The organism is Rhodanobacter sp. L36, from assembly GCF_009765755.1.
Classification (GTDB): Bacteria; Pseudomonadota; Gammaproteobacteria; order Xanthomonadales; family Rhodanobacteraceae; genus Rhodanobacter.
In genome coordinates this window covers 1,226,885-1,242,683 of sequence record NZ_LMUV01000011.1, presented here as the reverse complement: position 1 = coordinate 1,242,683, position 15,799 = coordinate 1,226,885, and the positions used below count along the sequence as shown (strand labels likewise).

At 61.9% G+C, this 15,799-nt stretch carries 12 protein-coding genes; 9 read left to right on the top strand and 3 right to left on the bottom strand.

Annotation, left to right across the window (positions count from 1 at the left end):
• Window positions 1–16: 16 nt before the first annotated feature.
• From recD to recC, 3 genes are read right to left on the bottom strand one after another with little or no spacing between them, the layout of a single operon-like run.
• Window positions 17–1,822, bottom strand: a complete 1,806-nt coding sequence (gene recD, locus GSQ73_RS15320; RefSeq protein ID WP_158885510.1) for an exodeoxyribonuclease V subunit alpha — start codon at window positions 1,820–1,822, stop codon at window positions 17–19.
• The gene (locus tag GSQ73_RS15315) at window positions 1,819–5,409 is read right to left on the bottom strand and encodes a UvrD-helicase domain-containing protein (RefSeq protein ID WP_158885508.1); all 3,591 of its coding nucleotides are present in this window, start codon (window positions 5,407–5,409) and stop codon (window positions 1,819–1,821) included. Before GSQ73_RS15315 ends, recD begins: the two co-directional genes overlap by 4 nt.
• A complete protein-coding gene (gene recC / locus GSQ73_RS15310) occupies window positions 5,406–8,858 on the bottom strand; it encodes an exodeoxyribonuclease V subunit gamma (protein WP_158885506.1) in 3,453 nt (1,150 codons plus the stop codon). Before recC ends, GSQ73_RS15315 begins: the two co-directional genes overlap by 4 nt.
• A gap of 210 nt (window positions 8,859–9,068) precedes the next feature.
• On the opposite strand from recC, the gene GSQ73_RS15305 reads away from it, so the two are divergent.
• The 9 genes from GSQ73_RS15305 (at window position 9,069) to GSQ73_RS15265 (ending at window position 15,771) form a co-directional block, all read left to right on the top strand.
• Window positions 9,069–9,494 carry a YciI family protein gene (locus GSQ73_RS15305; RefSeq protein WP_158885504.1) on the top strand — a complete coding sequence of 142 codons (426 nt, stop codon included), beginning with the start codon at window positions 9,069–9,071 and terminating at the stop codon, window positions 9,492–9,494.
• Between the two features lie 42 nt (window positions 9,495–9,536).
• Window positions 9,537–9,959 carry a VOC family protein gene (locus tag GSQ73_RS15300; RefSeq protein WP_158885502.1) on the top strand — a complete coding sequence of 141 codons (423 nt, stop codon included), beginning with the start codon at window positions 9,537–9,539 and terminating at the stop codon, window positions 9,957–9,959.
• A gap of 97 nt (window positions 9,960–10,056) precedes the next feature.
• Complete coding sequence (locus GSQ73_RS15295) at window positions 10,057–10,584, top strand: SRPBCC family protein (RefSeq protein WP_158885500.1); 528 nt, start codon at window positions 10,057–10,059, stop codon at window positions 10,582–10,584.
• Window positions 10,585–10,638: 54 nt separating this feature from the next.
• Window positions 10,639–11,925 carry an RNA polymerase sigma factor gene (locus tag GSQ73_RS15290; RefSeq protein WP_158885498.1) on the top strand — a complete coding sequence of 429 codons (1,287 nt, stop codon included), beginning with the start codon at window positions 10,639–10,641 and terminating at the stop codon, window positions 11,923–11,925.
• A gap of 510 nt (window positions 11,926–12,435) precedes the next feature.
• Window positions 12,436–12,894, top strand: a complete 459-nt coding sequence (locus GSQ73_RS15285; protein WP_158886525.1) for a type IV pilin protein — start codon at window positions 12,436–12,438, stop codon at window positions 12,892–12,894.
• Window positions 12,891–13,496: a prepilin-type N-terminal cleavage/methylation domain-containing protein gene (locus GSQ73_RS15280; protein ID WP_158885496.1), complete on the top strand. Its 606-nt coding sequence runs from the start codon at window positions 12,891–12,893 to the stop codon at window positions 13,494–13,496. The genes GSQ73_RS15285 and GSQ73_RS15280 overlap by 4 nt, the downstream gene beginning before the upstream one ends.
• On the top strand, window positions 13,493–13,999 hold the full coding sequence (locus GSQ73_RS15275; protein ID WP_158885494.1) for a hypothetical protein: 507 nt from the start codon (window positions 13,493–13,495) through the stop codon (window positions 13,997–13,999). The genes GSQ73_RS15280 and GSQ73_RS15275 overlap by 4 nt, the downstream gene beginning before the upstream one ends.
• A gap of 127 nt (window positions 14,000–14,126) precedes the next feature.
• Window positions 14,127–15,137: a PilW family protein gene (locus tag GSQ73_RS15270; RefSeq protein ID WP_254063424.1), complete on the top strand. Its 1,011-nt coding sequence runs from the start codon at window positions 14,127–14,129 to the stop codon at window positions 15,135–15,137.
• Window positions 15,138–15,168: 31 nt separating this feature from the next.
• Entirely contained in the window at window positions 15,169–15,771 is a 603-nt protein-coding gene (locus tag GSQ73_RS15265; RefSeq protein ID WP_158885490.1) for a hypothetical protein, read from the top strand.
• Window positions 15,772–15,799: the final 28 nt, after the last annotated feature.

Sequence of the window (15,799 nt, the reverse complement as noted above, 5' to 3'; positions counted from 1 at the left end):
GAAAAACGATGGTTCGTCAGGAACGGTGGCGTAACCGGGCGCCCAGCCCGCCGTGTCTGTCGACAAACCGGTTCGTCGCTGCCTTCAACGAATCATCGCTGCACCAGATTTCCGCGTGGCTGCGCGCGCGCGAAACCGCGGTGTAGAGGAGCTCGCGGCTGAGGATGCGATTGTCGTCGTCCGGCGGGAGCACGATGGCGACGCCCTGATATTCCGAACCCTGGCTTCGATGGATGGTGATGGCCCAGGCGGTGTCGTGCGCGGGCAGGGTGCGTGGGGAAAAGCTGCGCAAGCCGATGTTGCCGTCGCGATCGGCCAGCTCGAACCAGACGCGTAATCCATCCATGCCTTCCAGTGCGATGCCGACGTCGCCGTTGAACAATCCGCGTGCGTAATCGTTGCGGGTGATGATGACCGGGCGTGCGTGATGCCACGTGCGGTTGACGTCGATGTCGAATCGCACGGCGAGGCGGCGAGTCATTACGGCGTTGATGCCTTGTGCGCCGAACGGACCATCGCGCAACGCACACAGAATCTGCATCCGCCGCAATTGCAGCAGCGCTTCGTTGGCATCGATGGCGGACGACATCAACGCCGTCAGTGGCGACAGGTGACGCTCGATCCACGCATCGACATGGTTTTGCACATCGCGGCTCTCGATACAGCGACGCACGTGCAGATCGCCATCGGCGCGATTCGCCAGCAGCGCATTCAGCCACGCGGAGTCGGGCGATTGCCGCAGCGCCTCGATGCTTCGCTGCAATCCACTGCCTGCGCGCCAGCTGTGCGTGAGTGTCACGACTTGTCCGCGCAGCGGCGAGGCGGACTCGTTTGTGTTCGATGACGATGAATGTTCCGACGTGCTGGCGACGATATCGGCCAGCACGGAGCCGGCGTCCACGGACGCGAGTTGGTTGGGATCGCCGAGCAGAATCAGCATCGCGTCCGGGCGCACTGCGTCGAGCAGCTGCCGCATCATCGCCAGATCGATCATCGATGCTTCGTCGACCACGACGATATCTTCGGGCAGAGGATTCAGCGTGCCGCGAGCGAACGCATTGTCGGTCGGGCGATAGCCGAGCAGACGATGCAGCGTTCGCGCATCGGCATGGGAAATCAACGGCAGCAGATCCAACATGTCTGCGTCGCTGTCGTTCGTCATCGATGCCTGCAAATCAGCCTTGCCCTGGGAGACAGCCTGCAAGAGCCGCTGCGCCGCCTTGCCGGTTGGCGCGGCGAGAGCGATGGACGGATGCGCCGGCAGACCGCAGGCTTCGGCGTGGCGAAGCAGCATCAGCAACATGCGCAACACGGTGGTGGTCTTGCCGGTGCCCGGGCCGCCGGTAAGTACGAAGAAGCGTGAACCGGGAACCGCCGACACGGCAGCGCGTTGCAGTTCGGATGGCAGTGCGGGTGTGCCGGCGAACAGGCGCTGGATATCGTTCGCGATCATCTCGATAGCAATAGGTTGCGAGCGTTCAGCGCAGCGCTGCAGGATGGACGCGGCGAGCTTCGATTCGTGCTGCCAGTTGCGCCAGAGATAAAAGCGCTGGCGCGAATCCAGCACGAAAGGCGTGAATTGCGAGCCATCGCCGACCCACGCATGCTGGCGCAACGCATCCAGTGCGTCCTGATCAAAACCGGCGCCGGTGTGCGGATCGACCAGCCACGCGCATGCATGGCCCATGCCTTCAGCCAAGCTGGCCGCGCCAGCGGCGGTGGCCAGCACGCCGGAGCCGGTGCGTTCGCGAACCCAGTGCGCGAATGTCTGATCGACGATGCGCTCCTCGGGATTCACGGCGTCAGGCGATCTGTTATTCATGCGATGGCCTCGTGCTTGCCGGCAAACGCATCGTCGAGCGCTTCGATCAGTGCGGGCGGCCAGCGATGACGCCACACGCCCAAACCTGGCTCCAAACCGAGCGCGCGGACGAACAGATACCAGCTATCCCCAAGCTGTGATGCGGCCGTATAGCCGTCCAGACGCTGACGCAGGTAGCGATGCAGTGCCACGGTGTAGAGCAGCGCTTGCAACGGATAATGATGTTCGGCCATCGATACGTTGAGTGAGTCGTCGCGGTAATCCTGCAGACGTGCGCCAAGCCAGTTGGTCTTGTAATCGAGCACGTGGAAACTCCCGCGCCATTCAACGATGAGGTCGGCGAAGCCGGTGAGCATGCCGTTGAGCGTGGTCGTGTCGAGGCTCGCCGGAACCACGCCGTGTTCACCATGCACGGTGCATAGCTGCCGAAGGCGCGCCAGCGAAACCTGCTGCACCGGAAACTGGAATTCGAATTCGACGATGCGATGCTCGGGCGCCACGTCGATGAGTCGCAGGCCATCACCGAGGTCGGCGTGGCGCGAGCGGTCGATCAGCCGCCCGATGCGCTCCAGCATGTCGTCCGGCGACGCGCCGTTGGACTTGATGGCTTGGGCGTTGAGTTGCGCGGCGAGCAGCGCGCGCTGATCCGGCCACACGAGACCGGGTCGCGCGGATTCCAGCACGCGATGCACGGCGTCGCCGAAGCGCGGTCCACGCCACGGATAGACGACCAACAGGCGGGCGTCATCTACCGGCTCAACTACTGCACCGACGATTTCATCGCCACCCATGCCGACTTCATCTGCTGCACCGCTGTCGTCGATCGTGATGGCCGCTGTCGCATGACGGGCAAGTCCGCTGAAACTGTGCAGCCATTGAAAGGGCCGTGAGCGCGGCAAAGGCGATTGTGTTGCACGCGTCGCCGCCGTTTCCACGATGGGCGCGTAGTGCACGGTGTGATCGGAGAATGGCGCGGCGAGCTGCATGCCTGCGATGGCATCCGCCAGTTGCGGAAGCGATTCTTCGCCTTGGTCGAAACCAAGTTTTTGCTGCGCGTCGAGAATCAACCGATCGATCGCAGCCCATTGCCAGGCGAATTGATCGTTGGCCGTGCGGACGTTGCGATCGACCCAATACACATGCACCGCATATACCGCACGCGTCATGGCGACATAAAGCAGTCGCAGGCGTTCTTCGAGTTCTTCGCGAAAATGCGCGCCGCGATGTTCGACGAAATTCGGCGACCCGAGATCGACGCAGCGACGACCAGCATCGTCGTGATGTCGCAACACGCCCGGTGCGCGCGTGCCCGTGCGGTCGCCCACGCGCCAGATCAGCGGAAGGAAAACGATCGGGAATTCCAGCCCTTTGCTGGCGTGGATAGTGAGCAGTTGAACGCGGCGAGCATCGCTTTCGATACGCAGCTGGCGCTCCTCCGCAGCATCGGCGTCGCCGTCGTCACCCGACTGGCGCATCTCCATAAACCATGCGTAGAGGCCATCGAGTCCTTGCCGCGCGGCTTCCTCGGCGGCGAGCAATTCACCAAGATGGCGCAGGTCCGTCAACACTCTTTCGCCTTCGGGCTGTGCCAGCAAGGCGGTCGCGCGTTCGGCCAGCAAGGCTTCGATCAGCGACAGCACGCCGCGGTTGCGAACCAGCGTGCGCCAGCTATCGAATCTTTCAAGCTTGCGTTCGAATCCCTCGGGTTGTTTTTGCCATGCGTTGAACTCTTCCATGGTTGCGCCGAGCAACTGCGTGGCGAGTGCGCCGCGCACGGCCTGGTCATCGTCGGCATGCAATACGGCATGAAGGATCAACGCGAGTTCGCGCGCCACTTCGCCGGCGAAGATGTTGCCGCGTCCACTGCCGACGCAAGGTACGCCGCGAGCGACCAGCCGCGCGCGCAGCGCAACGATCTGCTTGTTGGTCGACAACAGCACGGCGATGTCGCCGGGCGTGATGCGGTGTTCGCCGATTCGTTGGCTCGGATCGTTGAGAAGTTCGGCGATGCGGTTGGCGCAATCGTCCAGTGCCATCGCATCGAGCGCGCCCAACGCAGTCACCTGCGGATCCTCGCGGAACGGATGGATGATCAGCGGTTGCGTGACCACGACACCATCGACGGACCACAGTTTCTCATCGGCGCGTCCGGCCGCGTCGACGGGCTGATAGCGGATCTGCGGATGTGCGAAGCCGCCGTCGGCGTGCGCGTACCACGCGTTGAAAGCATCGACCAACACGCGGCTCGAACGATGGTTGGTCGCCAACGAATAACGCTGATCCGCGCGTTCGCTGGCGCGCAGATAGGCGGCTATATCGCCGCCGCGAAAACTGTAGATGGCCTGCTTGGGATCGCCGATCATCACCAGCGTGCCACGGTCGCGATAGATGCGATCGAAGATCGCGAACTGCCGCTGGTCGGTGTCCTGAAACTCGTCGATCAGCGCTACCGGAAACGCGCCGAACAAACGATCCGCCAAAACGGCATCGGCGTGTTCACCGCACAGCCGCTGGTAGACCGCGTCGATGAGCATCGAAAACGTCAGCACGTGCCGTTGGCGTGCACGACGCGGCACTTCCTCGCGACAGAAGGCAGCAGCAGCGGCGAGGACTTCGCCGCGAGTGAGGATGGTGCGCAGTGTCAGCAGCGGACGCAGGTCCTGCAGCGCGATGATCAACGGATGCCTGTTCAAATCGCCCGCCGTGGCCGCGGCTTCCTGTTCAAGCACTTGTTCTGCGTCGAACGTTTTATCCAGTGCGTTGCACAGTTCGTCTTCATCATCGTCACGCAATGCGGGCACGATGCGTTTCAGGCGGTTGCGCAGGGCCGTCTTGCGCGAGCCGTAGAGTGATTTGTTCTCTCCCAGTTCTTGCAGTACGGCGATCGCTTCAGGTGTTCGAAGCGCGTCGATGCGTCGCTCCAGTTCGCCGAGCCCGCCGCATTGAATGACCGCATCGGAACCATCCGCAAGCGCGTGCAGATCACGCAGCAGCCCTTCCGGACCCGCGCTCAACAAAAGCGCAGCTTCGCGCGGATCGACCTCGCCGGTGAGGTAGCGCCGGCGCCAGAAATCCTCGACGCATTCGCGCAGCAGTTGTTGTTCGTCGAACAGTTTGTCGTTGGCGAAGGTCGCGCCACTTTCCAGCGGATAGTCGCGCTGAACGCGCTGACAGAAGGCGTGGATGGTCGATATCGGTGCGCGGTCGAGATCGGCGCGCGCGAGCTGGATTTTTCGACACGCGCGACGACGGCTTTCGTCATCCGGGCAAAGCCATGCGAGATAGCTGCGCAGCGAATCGTCTTCGGGCGCGGGTTCCGTGAACGAAACGGGCAGAGCGTGTTCCGCTTCGATCAGTCGCTGACGCAAGCGCTCGCGCAATTCCTGCGCGGCAGCGTCGGTGAAGGTGGTGACCAGAATCTGTTCTGCGCGCAGATCGCGTTCCAGCAAAAGACGCAGATAGATCAGGCCGATGTTCCAGGTCTTGCCGGTACCGGCGCTGGCTTCGATCAAAGTGCGACCGTGCAATGGCATGCGACGCCAGTCGAGAATGGGGAGCGCGTTAACGTCGTCAGCGTTAACGGTCATTCGCCATCTCCTGCATCGGCATTGACTGCGCCTGCTTGAGATTTCATCAGCATCGTGCGATCCGGATCGAGCACATGACAGACGCGCTCGGTGGCGGCGATGAAAGCGGCGCATGCGGCGCTGCGTGGATCAAACAGATCGAGGCCGCGTGTCAGCAGTGCTGCGTAACCGGGAGCGAAGTCGCGTTCGCCGCCGTGATTGAAGTCATCGCCTTCCCACGCGGACGCGGCCTTTGCCAAACGTTGATCGGGTTTGGCGACGGCATAGGCTTGCGCAGCGCGCGGAAAAAACAGCAGCGGTTGCCGATCAGCGGCCATGTAAATTTCGATCAGTTGCTTCAATCCTTCGCGCAACTGCCGAACATCCTGTGCAAGTACAGGCGAGAGCAAAGGCGAGCGACGCGCCTTGCGCCGATCGGATGCCAGCTCGAGATATTCGCCGCGAAGCGCGGTGTGCCCGGCGAGTTTCAGCGCACTCCAGTCGATGTAGAACGACAGCAGTTCCTTCAATCCGGCGGCGCGCGCAGGCTGCGCATCGAACAGAAGCAGGTCGCCGTCGGCGGTGCGGAAAACGCGGTCGATCACGCCGGTGAGTCGAACGCCATCGCCGAGATCGAGGTCGATCGGTTGCGCTGCGGGTACTGCGACGGCGCCGGAAAAAGTTTCGCGCGCTTCGCCGAGCAGTCCACCGAGTGATGCACGCAATGTTGTATACGCTTCCTCGCCGATTGCGCCGCCAGCGAGCATGCCGGACTGCGCGAGCCATGCGGGCGGTTCGACCGGCGGCGCGTCGAGTCCTGCGGCGAGCGCATCGAACAGCAGGCGATGCTCGACGCGTTCGATGCGACTGACGCGCGGTTCCAGTGGTTCGCGATCCGGCCAGGCTTGCTGGTCCAGTGATTCAAGGCTGATGCCTTGCGTACGCAGCAGTGCGTCTTTCGCCGGGTCGCGCCAGAACCGATGGAGTGCGGCGAGTGAGATGTCCTTGCGAGCATTCTCTTCGCTCACTTCGGCACGATTAGAGAGAAATGGTGGACTGGCGAGCGTGGCGTTTTTTTTCAGAAACGCCGGCTCGTACGAGAAAAGGCGTGGATCGTGTTTCGGCTGACCATGCGCATCGCGTTCGTAGTAGCGCGCGTCGAACGGTTGCAGCGGGTGACGCAGTATCCACGGCCGCGGCATGTCGCCGGCTTGCGCAAGGCCGTGCTGCTCGTCGAGAAACTGCAGCAACTCCGCCAGCGGCGCGGCAGGGTTGCGTGGTTTGCCATCGCGCACGCCTTCGCCGATGAAGCTGATATGCAGGATGTCGCGCGCCGACATCATGGCTTCAAGGAACAGGTAGCGGTCTTCGCTGCGCGTGTCGCGATCGCCGCGGCGCGGCTGGGCGAGAATCTTGTTGAGTCCGGCATCGCCGCCGGGCCGCGGAAATTCGCCTTCGTTCATGCCGATCAGGCAGACCGCGCGAAACGGAATCGAGCGTTGCGGTACCAAACCGCAGAAAGTGACGCCACCGAGCAGGAACGCTTGTCGTTCCGGCACCGCGTCGAGCGCGCCACGCACGGCTTCACGCACCACACTCCACGGCAGCGACGTGTTCATGCCGACTTCGCTGGCCTGCGTGCCGAGGCTGGCGGCGAGCCGGCGCAGCGCATCGAGCGCGTTGTTCTCCGCGTCGTCGCGAAGGTCGGCGAGGAACAGCGCGTCGATCAGTTGCAGCAACCATTCGCTCCACGCGCTCAAAGGCTTCGCCGTGGCGAATTCGTCGCGCGCACGGCGCAGCTCGCCGACGAGGCGATCGAGTTGCCCGACCGATTCGACCGCGATGCCCGAGACGCCATCGAGCGGAAGGATGCCGTCGAGCAACGCGCCATCGTCGTTCTCGCCAACGATCCATCCGGCATACATGCGATCGAATCCGAACTTCCACGAGTTGGCATCGACGGCAGCACCACCGGCCTGTGCCTTCATGTCGGCATCCAGTCCCCACGCCACGCGCGATCGGCGCAGCCAGCGCTCCACCGCTTCGCGACTGCCGCTGTCGATGGCGAAGCGACGCGCCACCGCCGGCACGTCGAGGAAATCCAGCACCTCGCTGACAGTGAAACGGCTCTGCGCGACGTCGAGTACCTGCGCGAACGCGCTCATCAACGGATGGGCGCGCGACAGGCCGACGTCGGCAAGGTGCCAGGGAATATGCAAAGGGTCAACGCGATATTGCGCAGGCTCGCCGAATACCGCCGCGAGATACGGCGCATACGCGCTGATGTCCGGCGCCATCACCACGATGTCGCGATGCTGCAGGGTGGGATCGTCGGCGAGGCTGCGAAGCAGGGTGTTCTTCAACACTTCCAGTTCGCGCAATCGCGTATGGCACGCGTGCACGCGCAGGCTGGCGTCGTCGCGTAGCGCGGGCAACACATCTTTCGCCAAGCTGCCCGCATCGATCTGTTCGCGCACCGATTTGCCGACCAGTTCCGGCGCCATGCAGCGAATGCTCGATTGCACCTGCGCCAGCAGGGATGTTTCGCCCGGCAGCGGCTCGGCCTCGTCCATCGGATCGCGCTCGTCGATCGCTTCTGCTTCGTCCAGAGTCAGGCAGAAGTCCTGCGCGATGCGGCCCAGCGCGACCAGCAAGGGATGGCCGACTTCGAAATACAGCGCTTCGGGATCGTCCTGTCGCGCGAGCAGAAAACGACGATCGCGCAGATAGACCCAGTGCTCGCGGCATGGGTCGGGGAAATACACATGCACCGGCGTGTGCAGCGCATACGCCTGCAATGCCTGCAGCACATCGGGCGGCAGATGGCTGACGCCGAAGACGTGTAGCGGCCAATCGTTTGCCGATGCGTCTTCCTCACGCAATGCTTCGAGTAGTGCAGCGCTGCGTTGCGCACGATGCGGCCGCGCGATGGTGCCTTGCACCTGTCGCCACAGCGCGGCTTGCCAATCGCGTGGTCGCCGTGCGGTCGAGCGCTCCCACTCGAGCATCCATTCCGGGCGATAGATGAGGTATTGCGTGTAGAGGCCGGCCATGTGTTCGGCGAGCTGGAAACTGCGCCGTGCGGCATCGTCGCCGGAAAGGTAGTTGTCTACTTCCGGTGCCGTGAGCGATGGCAACGCCATCAACAGCCGCCAACGCAAGGCTTCGTGGCGATAGGCGCCGCCGATCAGCGCTTCGTCGCCAAGCATGCGGCGCGCTGTGCGCTCGAACCATTGCCACGGCAGGATCATGTCGTAGTTGGCTGCAATGCCATGCGCGCCATTCGGTCCCGGGCGTTGCGCAAAGCGCCCGAGCAACCAGCGCTGCAGTCCGGGATGCGCGACCACTACCGTCTGTGCCGCCAGCGGATGCGCCGGTCGCTGCGCTTCGAGCTGACGCGCCAGCTCATCGGCCAGCCGCTCGGTGCGGCTACCGCGATGGACGATCAGTCCGCTTGGGTTTCCCTTCATCCAGGCCAGCTCGCAGAGGTTCGACGATGCAGGCGCACAGCATAGCGAGCCACCGTCCCACGGCTTGAGAATATTTGTCGATTTCCGCACGCAGCGATGTCGATCTGGCCGCAGCCCGTTCGTCGCTGTGATAAGGCAGGCTGCGGCGTGGATACTTGCGTGCGGCTTTCCATATTCTGTTCAACGACCCGATTTACAAGGAGAGCGACGATGCGAGTGCTGGTGATGGTGAAGGCCACCGCGGAATCCGAAGCTGGCGCGATGCCCAGCGAGAAACTGCTGGCCGACATGGGCAGGTTCAACGAAGAGCTGGTCCGGGCTGGCATCATGCTGGCAGCCGAAGGCCTGCACGCCAGTTCCAAGGGTGCGCGGGTGACATTTTCCGGCAGCCATCGCAGCGTCGTCGACGGACCGTTCTCCGAAACCAAGGAGCTGGTGGCCGGCTTCTGGCTATGGCAGGTGAAGTCGATGGCCGAGGCGATCGAATGGGTCAAGCGTTGTCCGAATCCTTTCGAAGGCGAATCCGACATCGAGATTCGCCAGGTGTTCGAGGCCGAAGATTTCGGCGAGGCGCTGACTCCCGAATTGCGCGAACGCGAAGAGCAGATGCGCGCGCAGCTATCCGGCAGTCACTGAGCTTTCTTTCAAACCGCAAGTTTTCAACCACAAGGAAAAGCCATGAAACTGGTTACCTATTTGATGTTTTCCGGACAAGCCGAAGAGGCGTTCAATTTCTACGCTCAGTGCCTGGGCGGCAAGATCACCATGCTCTCTCGCTACGGGGATGCACCGGGGAGCGAAGACCTGTCGCCGGAAGGCCAGCAGCAAGTCATGCATGTACGGCTGGAAGTCGGTGACCAGACGCTGATGGCATCGGACAACCATCCCAGCATGCCGTACGAAGGCATCAGAGGGTGTCAGGTGGCGATCCAGACGCAGACCGCAGCCGAGACCGAGCGTTTCTTCAACGCGTTGAAGGATGGTGGCGATGTCCGGATGGAAGTTGGTGCGACCTTCTGGTCCGAGTGCTTCGGCATGCTGACCGACAAGTTCGGTGTGGAATGGATGGTCAACTGCGAGAAAAATCCGTCGGCGGCTTGAGCGTCATTCGGATGCTTGTCCGCGAGTAACTGCTTTCGAAAAACAGGGCGCGCCTGAAAACGGCGCGCCTCGGAAATCCGCATCTAGGGAAAACATCATGTTCAAGACCATCGCCATCCTTGTGGTCATCGCGATCGTTGCGGTGCTGGCCGTCGCGGCGACGCGGCCGGATGCGTTCCGGGTCGAGCGCAGCATCACCATCAAGGCGCCGCCAGAGCGGATCTTTGCGCGAATCGATGATTTTCATCAGTGGGCCAGCTGGTCGCCCTACGAGAAAATGGACCCGGCGATGAGGCGCAGTTTCAGCGGATCGACCAGCGGCAACGGTGCGACCTATGCGTGGGATGGCAATTCGAAAGCCGGCGCGGGACGCATGGAAATCGTGCAGTCGTCGTCGCCGTCGAAGATCGTGATAAAGCTCGACTTCACCCGGCCGATCGAGGGCCACAACCTGGCCGAGTTCACGCTGCAACCGCAAGGCGAGATGACCACGGTCACCTGGTCGATGCACGGGCCGAGTCCGTATGTCGCCAAGCTCATGGGCATCTTTTTCAACATGGATCACATGATCGGCAAGGATTTCGAAGTCGGCCTCGCCAACCTGAAAGCCGTGTCGGAAAAATAAGACATCGACGGCTGGCCTTGCGCTCGCGCGAGGCAGATGGTGTGATCGCTCGCCATGAATGCGACCGATACCCACCGCGCCATCGATGCCGTCTGGCGGATCGAATCCGCCAGGTTGATTGCCGGCCTCGTGCGCATGCTGCGCGATGTCGGACTGGCCGAGGAGCTTGCGCAGGACGCGCTGGTGGTGGCGCTGGAGCAGTGGCCGAGTTCCGGCGTGCCGGACAATCCGGGCGCCTGGCTCATGACCACCGCCAAGCATCGCGCCATTGACCGGCTGCGCCGCGGCAAGCTGCTCGAACGGAAGCATGTGGAATTGATGCACGAGCTGGAAGACCAGCAGGAACATGCCGTGTCGGAGGTGGAGGCCGCTCTCGATGATCCCATCGGCGATGATCTGCTTCGCCTGATGTTCACTGCGTGCCATCCGCTGCTGTCGGTCGAATCACGCGTGGCACTGACGCTGCGGCTGCTCGGCGGCCTGACCACCGAAGAAATCGCCCGCGCGTTTCTGGTGCCCGAGCCAACCATCGCGCAGCGCATCGTTCGCGCCAAACGCCAGCTCGGCAAGTCCGATGCGCCCTACGAAGTGCCGCGCGGCGAGGAACTGCTCGAACGCCTGTCGTCGGTACTCGGGGTGATCTACCTCGTCTTCAACGAAGGCTATTCGGCTACCGCCGGTGATGACTGGCTGCGTCCGGCCCTTTGCGAAGAAGCCCTGCGGCTGGGCCGCGTGCTGGTCGGATTGATGCCGAGAGAGCCCGAAGTACACGGGCTCGTCGCGCTGATGGAAATCCAGGCTTCGCGGACCCGCGCACGCACGCGACCAAATGGTGAGCCGATCCTGCTGCTCGACCAGAACCGCGCGCAATGGGATCGCCTGCTGATCCGTCGCGGCCTCGTTGCGCTGGAGCGCGCGGAAAAACTCGGCGGCGCACTCGGCCCATATGCGCTACAGGCGGCCATCGCCGCATGTCACGCGCGTGCCTTGACCGCGGATGCGACGGACTGGCAACGCATCGCATCGCTCTACGCCACGCTCGCCGAAGTCACGCCATCGCCGATCATCGAACTCAATCGCGCGGTCGCCGTCGCCATGGCATCCGGCCCCGCTGCAGGCCTCGCCATCGTCGACACACTCGTCGACGAACCCGCGCTGGAAAACTATCACCTGCTGCCGACCGTACGCGCTGATCTGCTGTTCAAGCTAGGCCGCTTCGACCAAGCTTGCGCCGAATTCAAGCGCGCAGCATCGCTCACCCAGAACGTTCGCGAACGTGCGTTGCTGGTCGATCGCATGCACGCGTGTACGAAGGCTTCGTCAACATCCGCAATGTCGTGAACCTGATCTCGTTTTTTCTTTGCCGCTGGACGATCAGCACGTGTCTTCACAAAAGTGAAGACAATCAGGGCAGGAAGTGACCATCAGTGACAGTTGTCTGCGCAAGCGCAGCGGAGATTCAAAGGACAACTAACGAGCTTCGCAACGTTGACGCCATTCCCAAGGCTCAGGCGTCGCGATGGATATCGCTTGCGGCTTGGCTTGAAGAATGCTTGATGCTGTTTGTGAAATTCATAGCGAATATGGACATTGATGGTGTAACACCGCTTGTCGGGTAATTCCTGCCGCTGGTAAGTTGACCCCTGTGCAAGCAGAACTGTTTATGGGCTGAATGCATCCGGTTGACTTTGCTGTGGTCAGGTTGAGGCAGCCGAGGCTCGGAATCAGTATCGATGAAGGCATGGATACCTTCGTCGACTGATGTTCGTCACTGCAGTGTCGAAGTTCGATTCGGACATGGCAGAGGAAACAAACAAACGCTTTCAGCGTGTCAGGGGGCAATACATGAAGATGGGTCTTTCGCGTCGCCGATTGGCGACAGGCTTTACGCTGATCGAGTTGATGATCGTTGTGGTGATCATCGCGATCCTTGCGGCGATCGCCATACCGCTCTATTCCGACTATGTCACGCGCAGCAAACTGACCGAAGCCCATAACGGTCTGAACACCTATCGCGTCAGCATGGAGCAGTACTACCAGGACAACCGCAACTACGGCACCGCGACATGCGGTGCATCGCCTGCGAATGCGTCCAGTACATGGAGATACTTTGGCCTCGGCTGTGTGGTCAACAATGCTGGTCAAGGGTATGTAGCGACGGCCACTGGAAAGCCCGGTATCGGTGTGGTTTCCGGGTTCACGTTTACTGTCGACAACAACAACGTCCGACAGACGACGAATACGCCTGCCGGCTGGGGACCTAACTCGACGGTCTGCTGGGTCGCTCGTAAGGGAGGCGTTTGCCAATGAACGCGCTTGGCCATCGGGGGTTCACGCTTGTCGAGTTGATGGTCACCCTCACGATTCTCGCCATTTTGGTCACGCTCGGCGCACCCAGTTACGAGCAGTGGATTCGCAATACGCGCATTCGCAACGCGTCGGAATCCATCCAGAACGGGTTGCGCTCCGCACGCAACGAAGCAGCACAGCGAAATACCAATGTCCGATTCGAACTGACGACCGCCGCCGTTGCGGATTGGGCCGTCTGCGTCCTTCCGGCAGCCGCAACGGCTAGTACGCCATGCGGGGGAGCGGTTCCCATAGAGCAATTCAGCTCCAAGGGCGGGGCTGGCAGTGTGCAGATTTACGGGAGCAAGAATGTTGCTGATCTCGGCACGCTCAAAACCGCGCCGTTGACTGCCGCGGTGGCCGCCGCTTCGGGCGTCACATTCAATGCGCTGGGTCGACCACTCGGGTATGGCGCGACGTCGCTCCTGAGAATCGATGCAACAGCCGCTGCAGCGGGTAGCAGAAGGTATGTCACCACGATCACGGCGGGCGGCACAGTGAGAATGTGTGACGCCGATCCAAACCTCGCGTTCAGTGCCACCAGCCCGCAGGGGTGCCAATGAAAATCACGAGCGTGATATTCGCTGCGTCATCCAGGCGGCGTTCCGTGTCGGGTTTTGTTCTGCTCGATGCGGTCATCGCCATCCTGATTTTCTCGATCGGCATCCTCGGCATGGTTGCGCTCCAGGGCTCTGCAGTGAAGCTTGCCGGCGATGCGAAATACCGCACGGATGCCGCAATGCTGACGGACCAGGTGCTCGCGCAAATGTGGGGAAGCGATCTATCGACTCCCGGCGCTATCGCTACGGCGTTCAACGGAAGCGGCGCTACCGGCGGTCCGATGTACACGGCCTGGGCAGCCTCCCTCGATTGCACGTCAGCAAACCCGTCGACGAGTTGCCTTCCGGGTGTGAGCGGGGCAACCAATGCGCCGAGCGTCTCTGCCGTCGAGACGGTAAACACCAATAACAAGAACGTCGTAGCCGTGACAGTCACGGTTTTCTGGAAAGCCCCCAACGATACCGGTCCCCACAACTATGTCTCGACCACACAAATCTCGCGTTGACGTGGCGCGCGGTGCTCGCTGTGGCCTGACTTCGGTCCGGTGGCCATCGGCCGCGAAAGACAGTGGGTTTTCCTTGATAGAACTGCTGGTTGGCATCGTGGTCAGCATGATCTGCACGATCGCCATCATGGCCGCCTTCGCGATTTTCGAGGGCCAGAAGCGCACGACCAGCGCCGGCGACGATGCGCAGCAGAACGGCAGCTATTCGCTTTATGAGCTTGAGCGGCAAGTGCGCACCGCCGGATCCGGACTGGTGCAGGGCAAGAATTACGGTCTGTGGGGTTGTGTCCTCCAGGCAAGATCCAGCGGCGCTGCACGACTGCCCGCCGGAGCGTTGGCCAGCCCGTTCAACATCTGGACGTCCTCGCTTGCCATGCCGGTATTGATTGCCGATGGCGGCGCTGGTTCTGACGTGATCGGCGTAATGGGTGGTAACCCTGCCGGTCGTGTATTCAAGGCTCCGGTCACCAGCGTTCCTGACGCCACACATGTCATCGTGAGCAATTCGTTTGGCATCTTCGCCAACGATTACCTGCTGGGCACATTGAACGACGGCACGTGTTCCGTGGGGCAGGCTTTGGCCGACCCCACAACGCTGAACAATGTCGCGCTGAATGCGACCAACAGTTTGAGCGCGGGTATGGCTAACGCCACCAATCTCTACGACCTCGGCAATGCGCCAGTACTCAGTCTTTTCGGGGTCAATACGACAACCCAGTCTCTGGTGACCTACGACCTGTTGCAGCGGCCGATCGCAGGCACGGCACCGGGCGCCATTCCCATCGCAGACGGCATCGTCCAGATGAAGGCGCTCTACGGCGTTCACCTCACCGGCGCCGACCCGGCATCCATCGATGCCTGGGTCAAACCGACCGGCACGTGGTCTGTCGCCACGCTGACGGCCTCGTCGACCGCCGCCAATAACGCAGTCAACCAGATCAAGGCCATTCGTGTGGTGGTGGTCGCGCAAAGCCGGCTGCCCGAACGCGGCAACGTATCCGGCTTGCCGATAACGCTGTTTTCCGATCTGGCGGACGCGACGTTGCATTCCACTTTCACGCCGCAACCGCAGTATCGCTACAAGGTTTACGACACCACGATTCCGGTCCGGAATTCGATGATCACCAAATGGTTCTGAGCCACTGAACATGACGAATCGAGGCACTGGCATGAAATACGGGAGCGGCCCGAAAGCTCAACGAGGCATGGTCGCCACGCTGGTGGCGGTGATTGTTCTTGTGGCGACCTTGCTTGCAGCCGTGGCGCTGATGCGCTCCATCGACACAAGCAACACCATCGCGGGCAGCCTGGCTTTTCGCCAGAGCGTGATCCAGGCCGGCGATCTCGCCTACCAGCAGGCACTGCAGTTGAACTATCTCGAGCCAGTCAGCGACGGGGATCAACCGTCGGCGGGCTATTACGCGTCATTGCAGATACCTGTGACCTCGAACACCCGGGGGATTCCGGATGTTCTGGTAACGCAGATGCTCACGCCGGGAACGAACAACAACACGACAAAACCCCTTACGGGGCTACCAAGCGGCTACACCGGATATTGGGTGGTTGAACGTCTATGCCCGCCCGGGACAGTGGCTGCAAGCGTCACGCTGTGCATTATTCCGGGTGCAGTGATTCAAGGCGGCTCAAGTTCGAACCAGACCAAGGACAACGGCCCACCATTTTCCACTGGCGCCTATGCGGCATACCGGCTGACAGTAGGCGTGCTTGGGCCAAAGAACACGACGGGTTATATCCAGACAGTGTTGCGCTGACTGACAGCGCGACCGTCAAGGCCGGAAC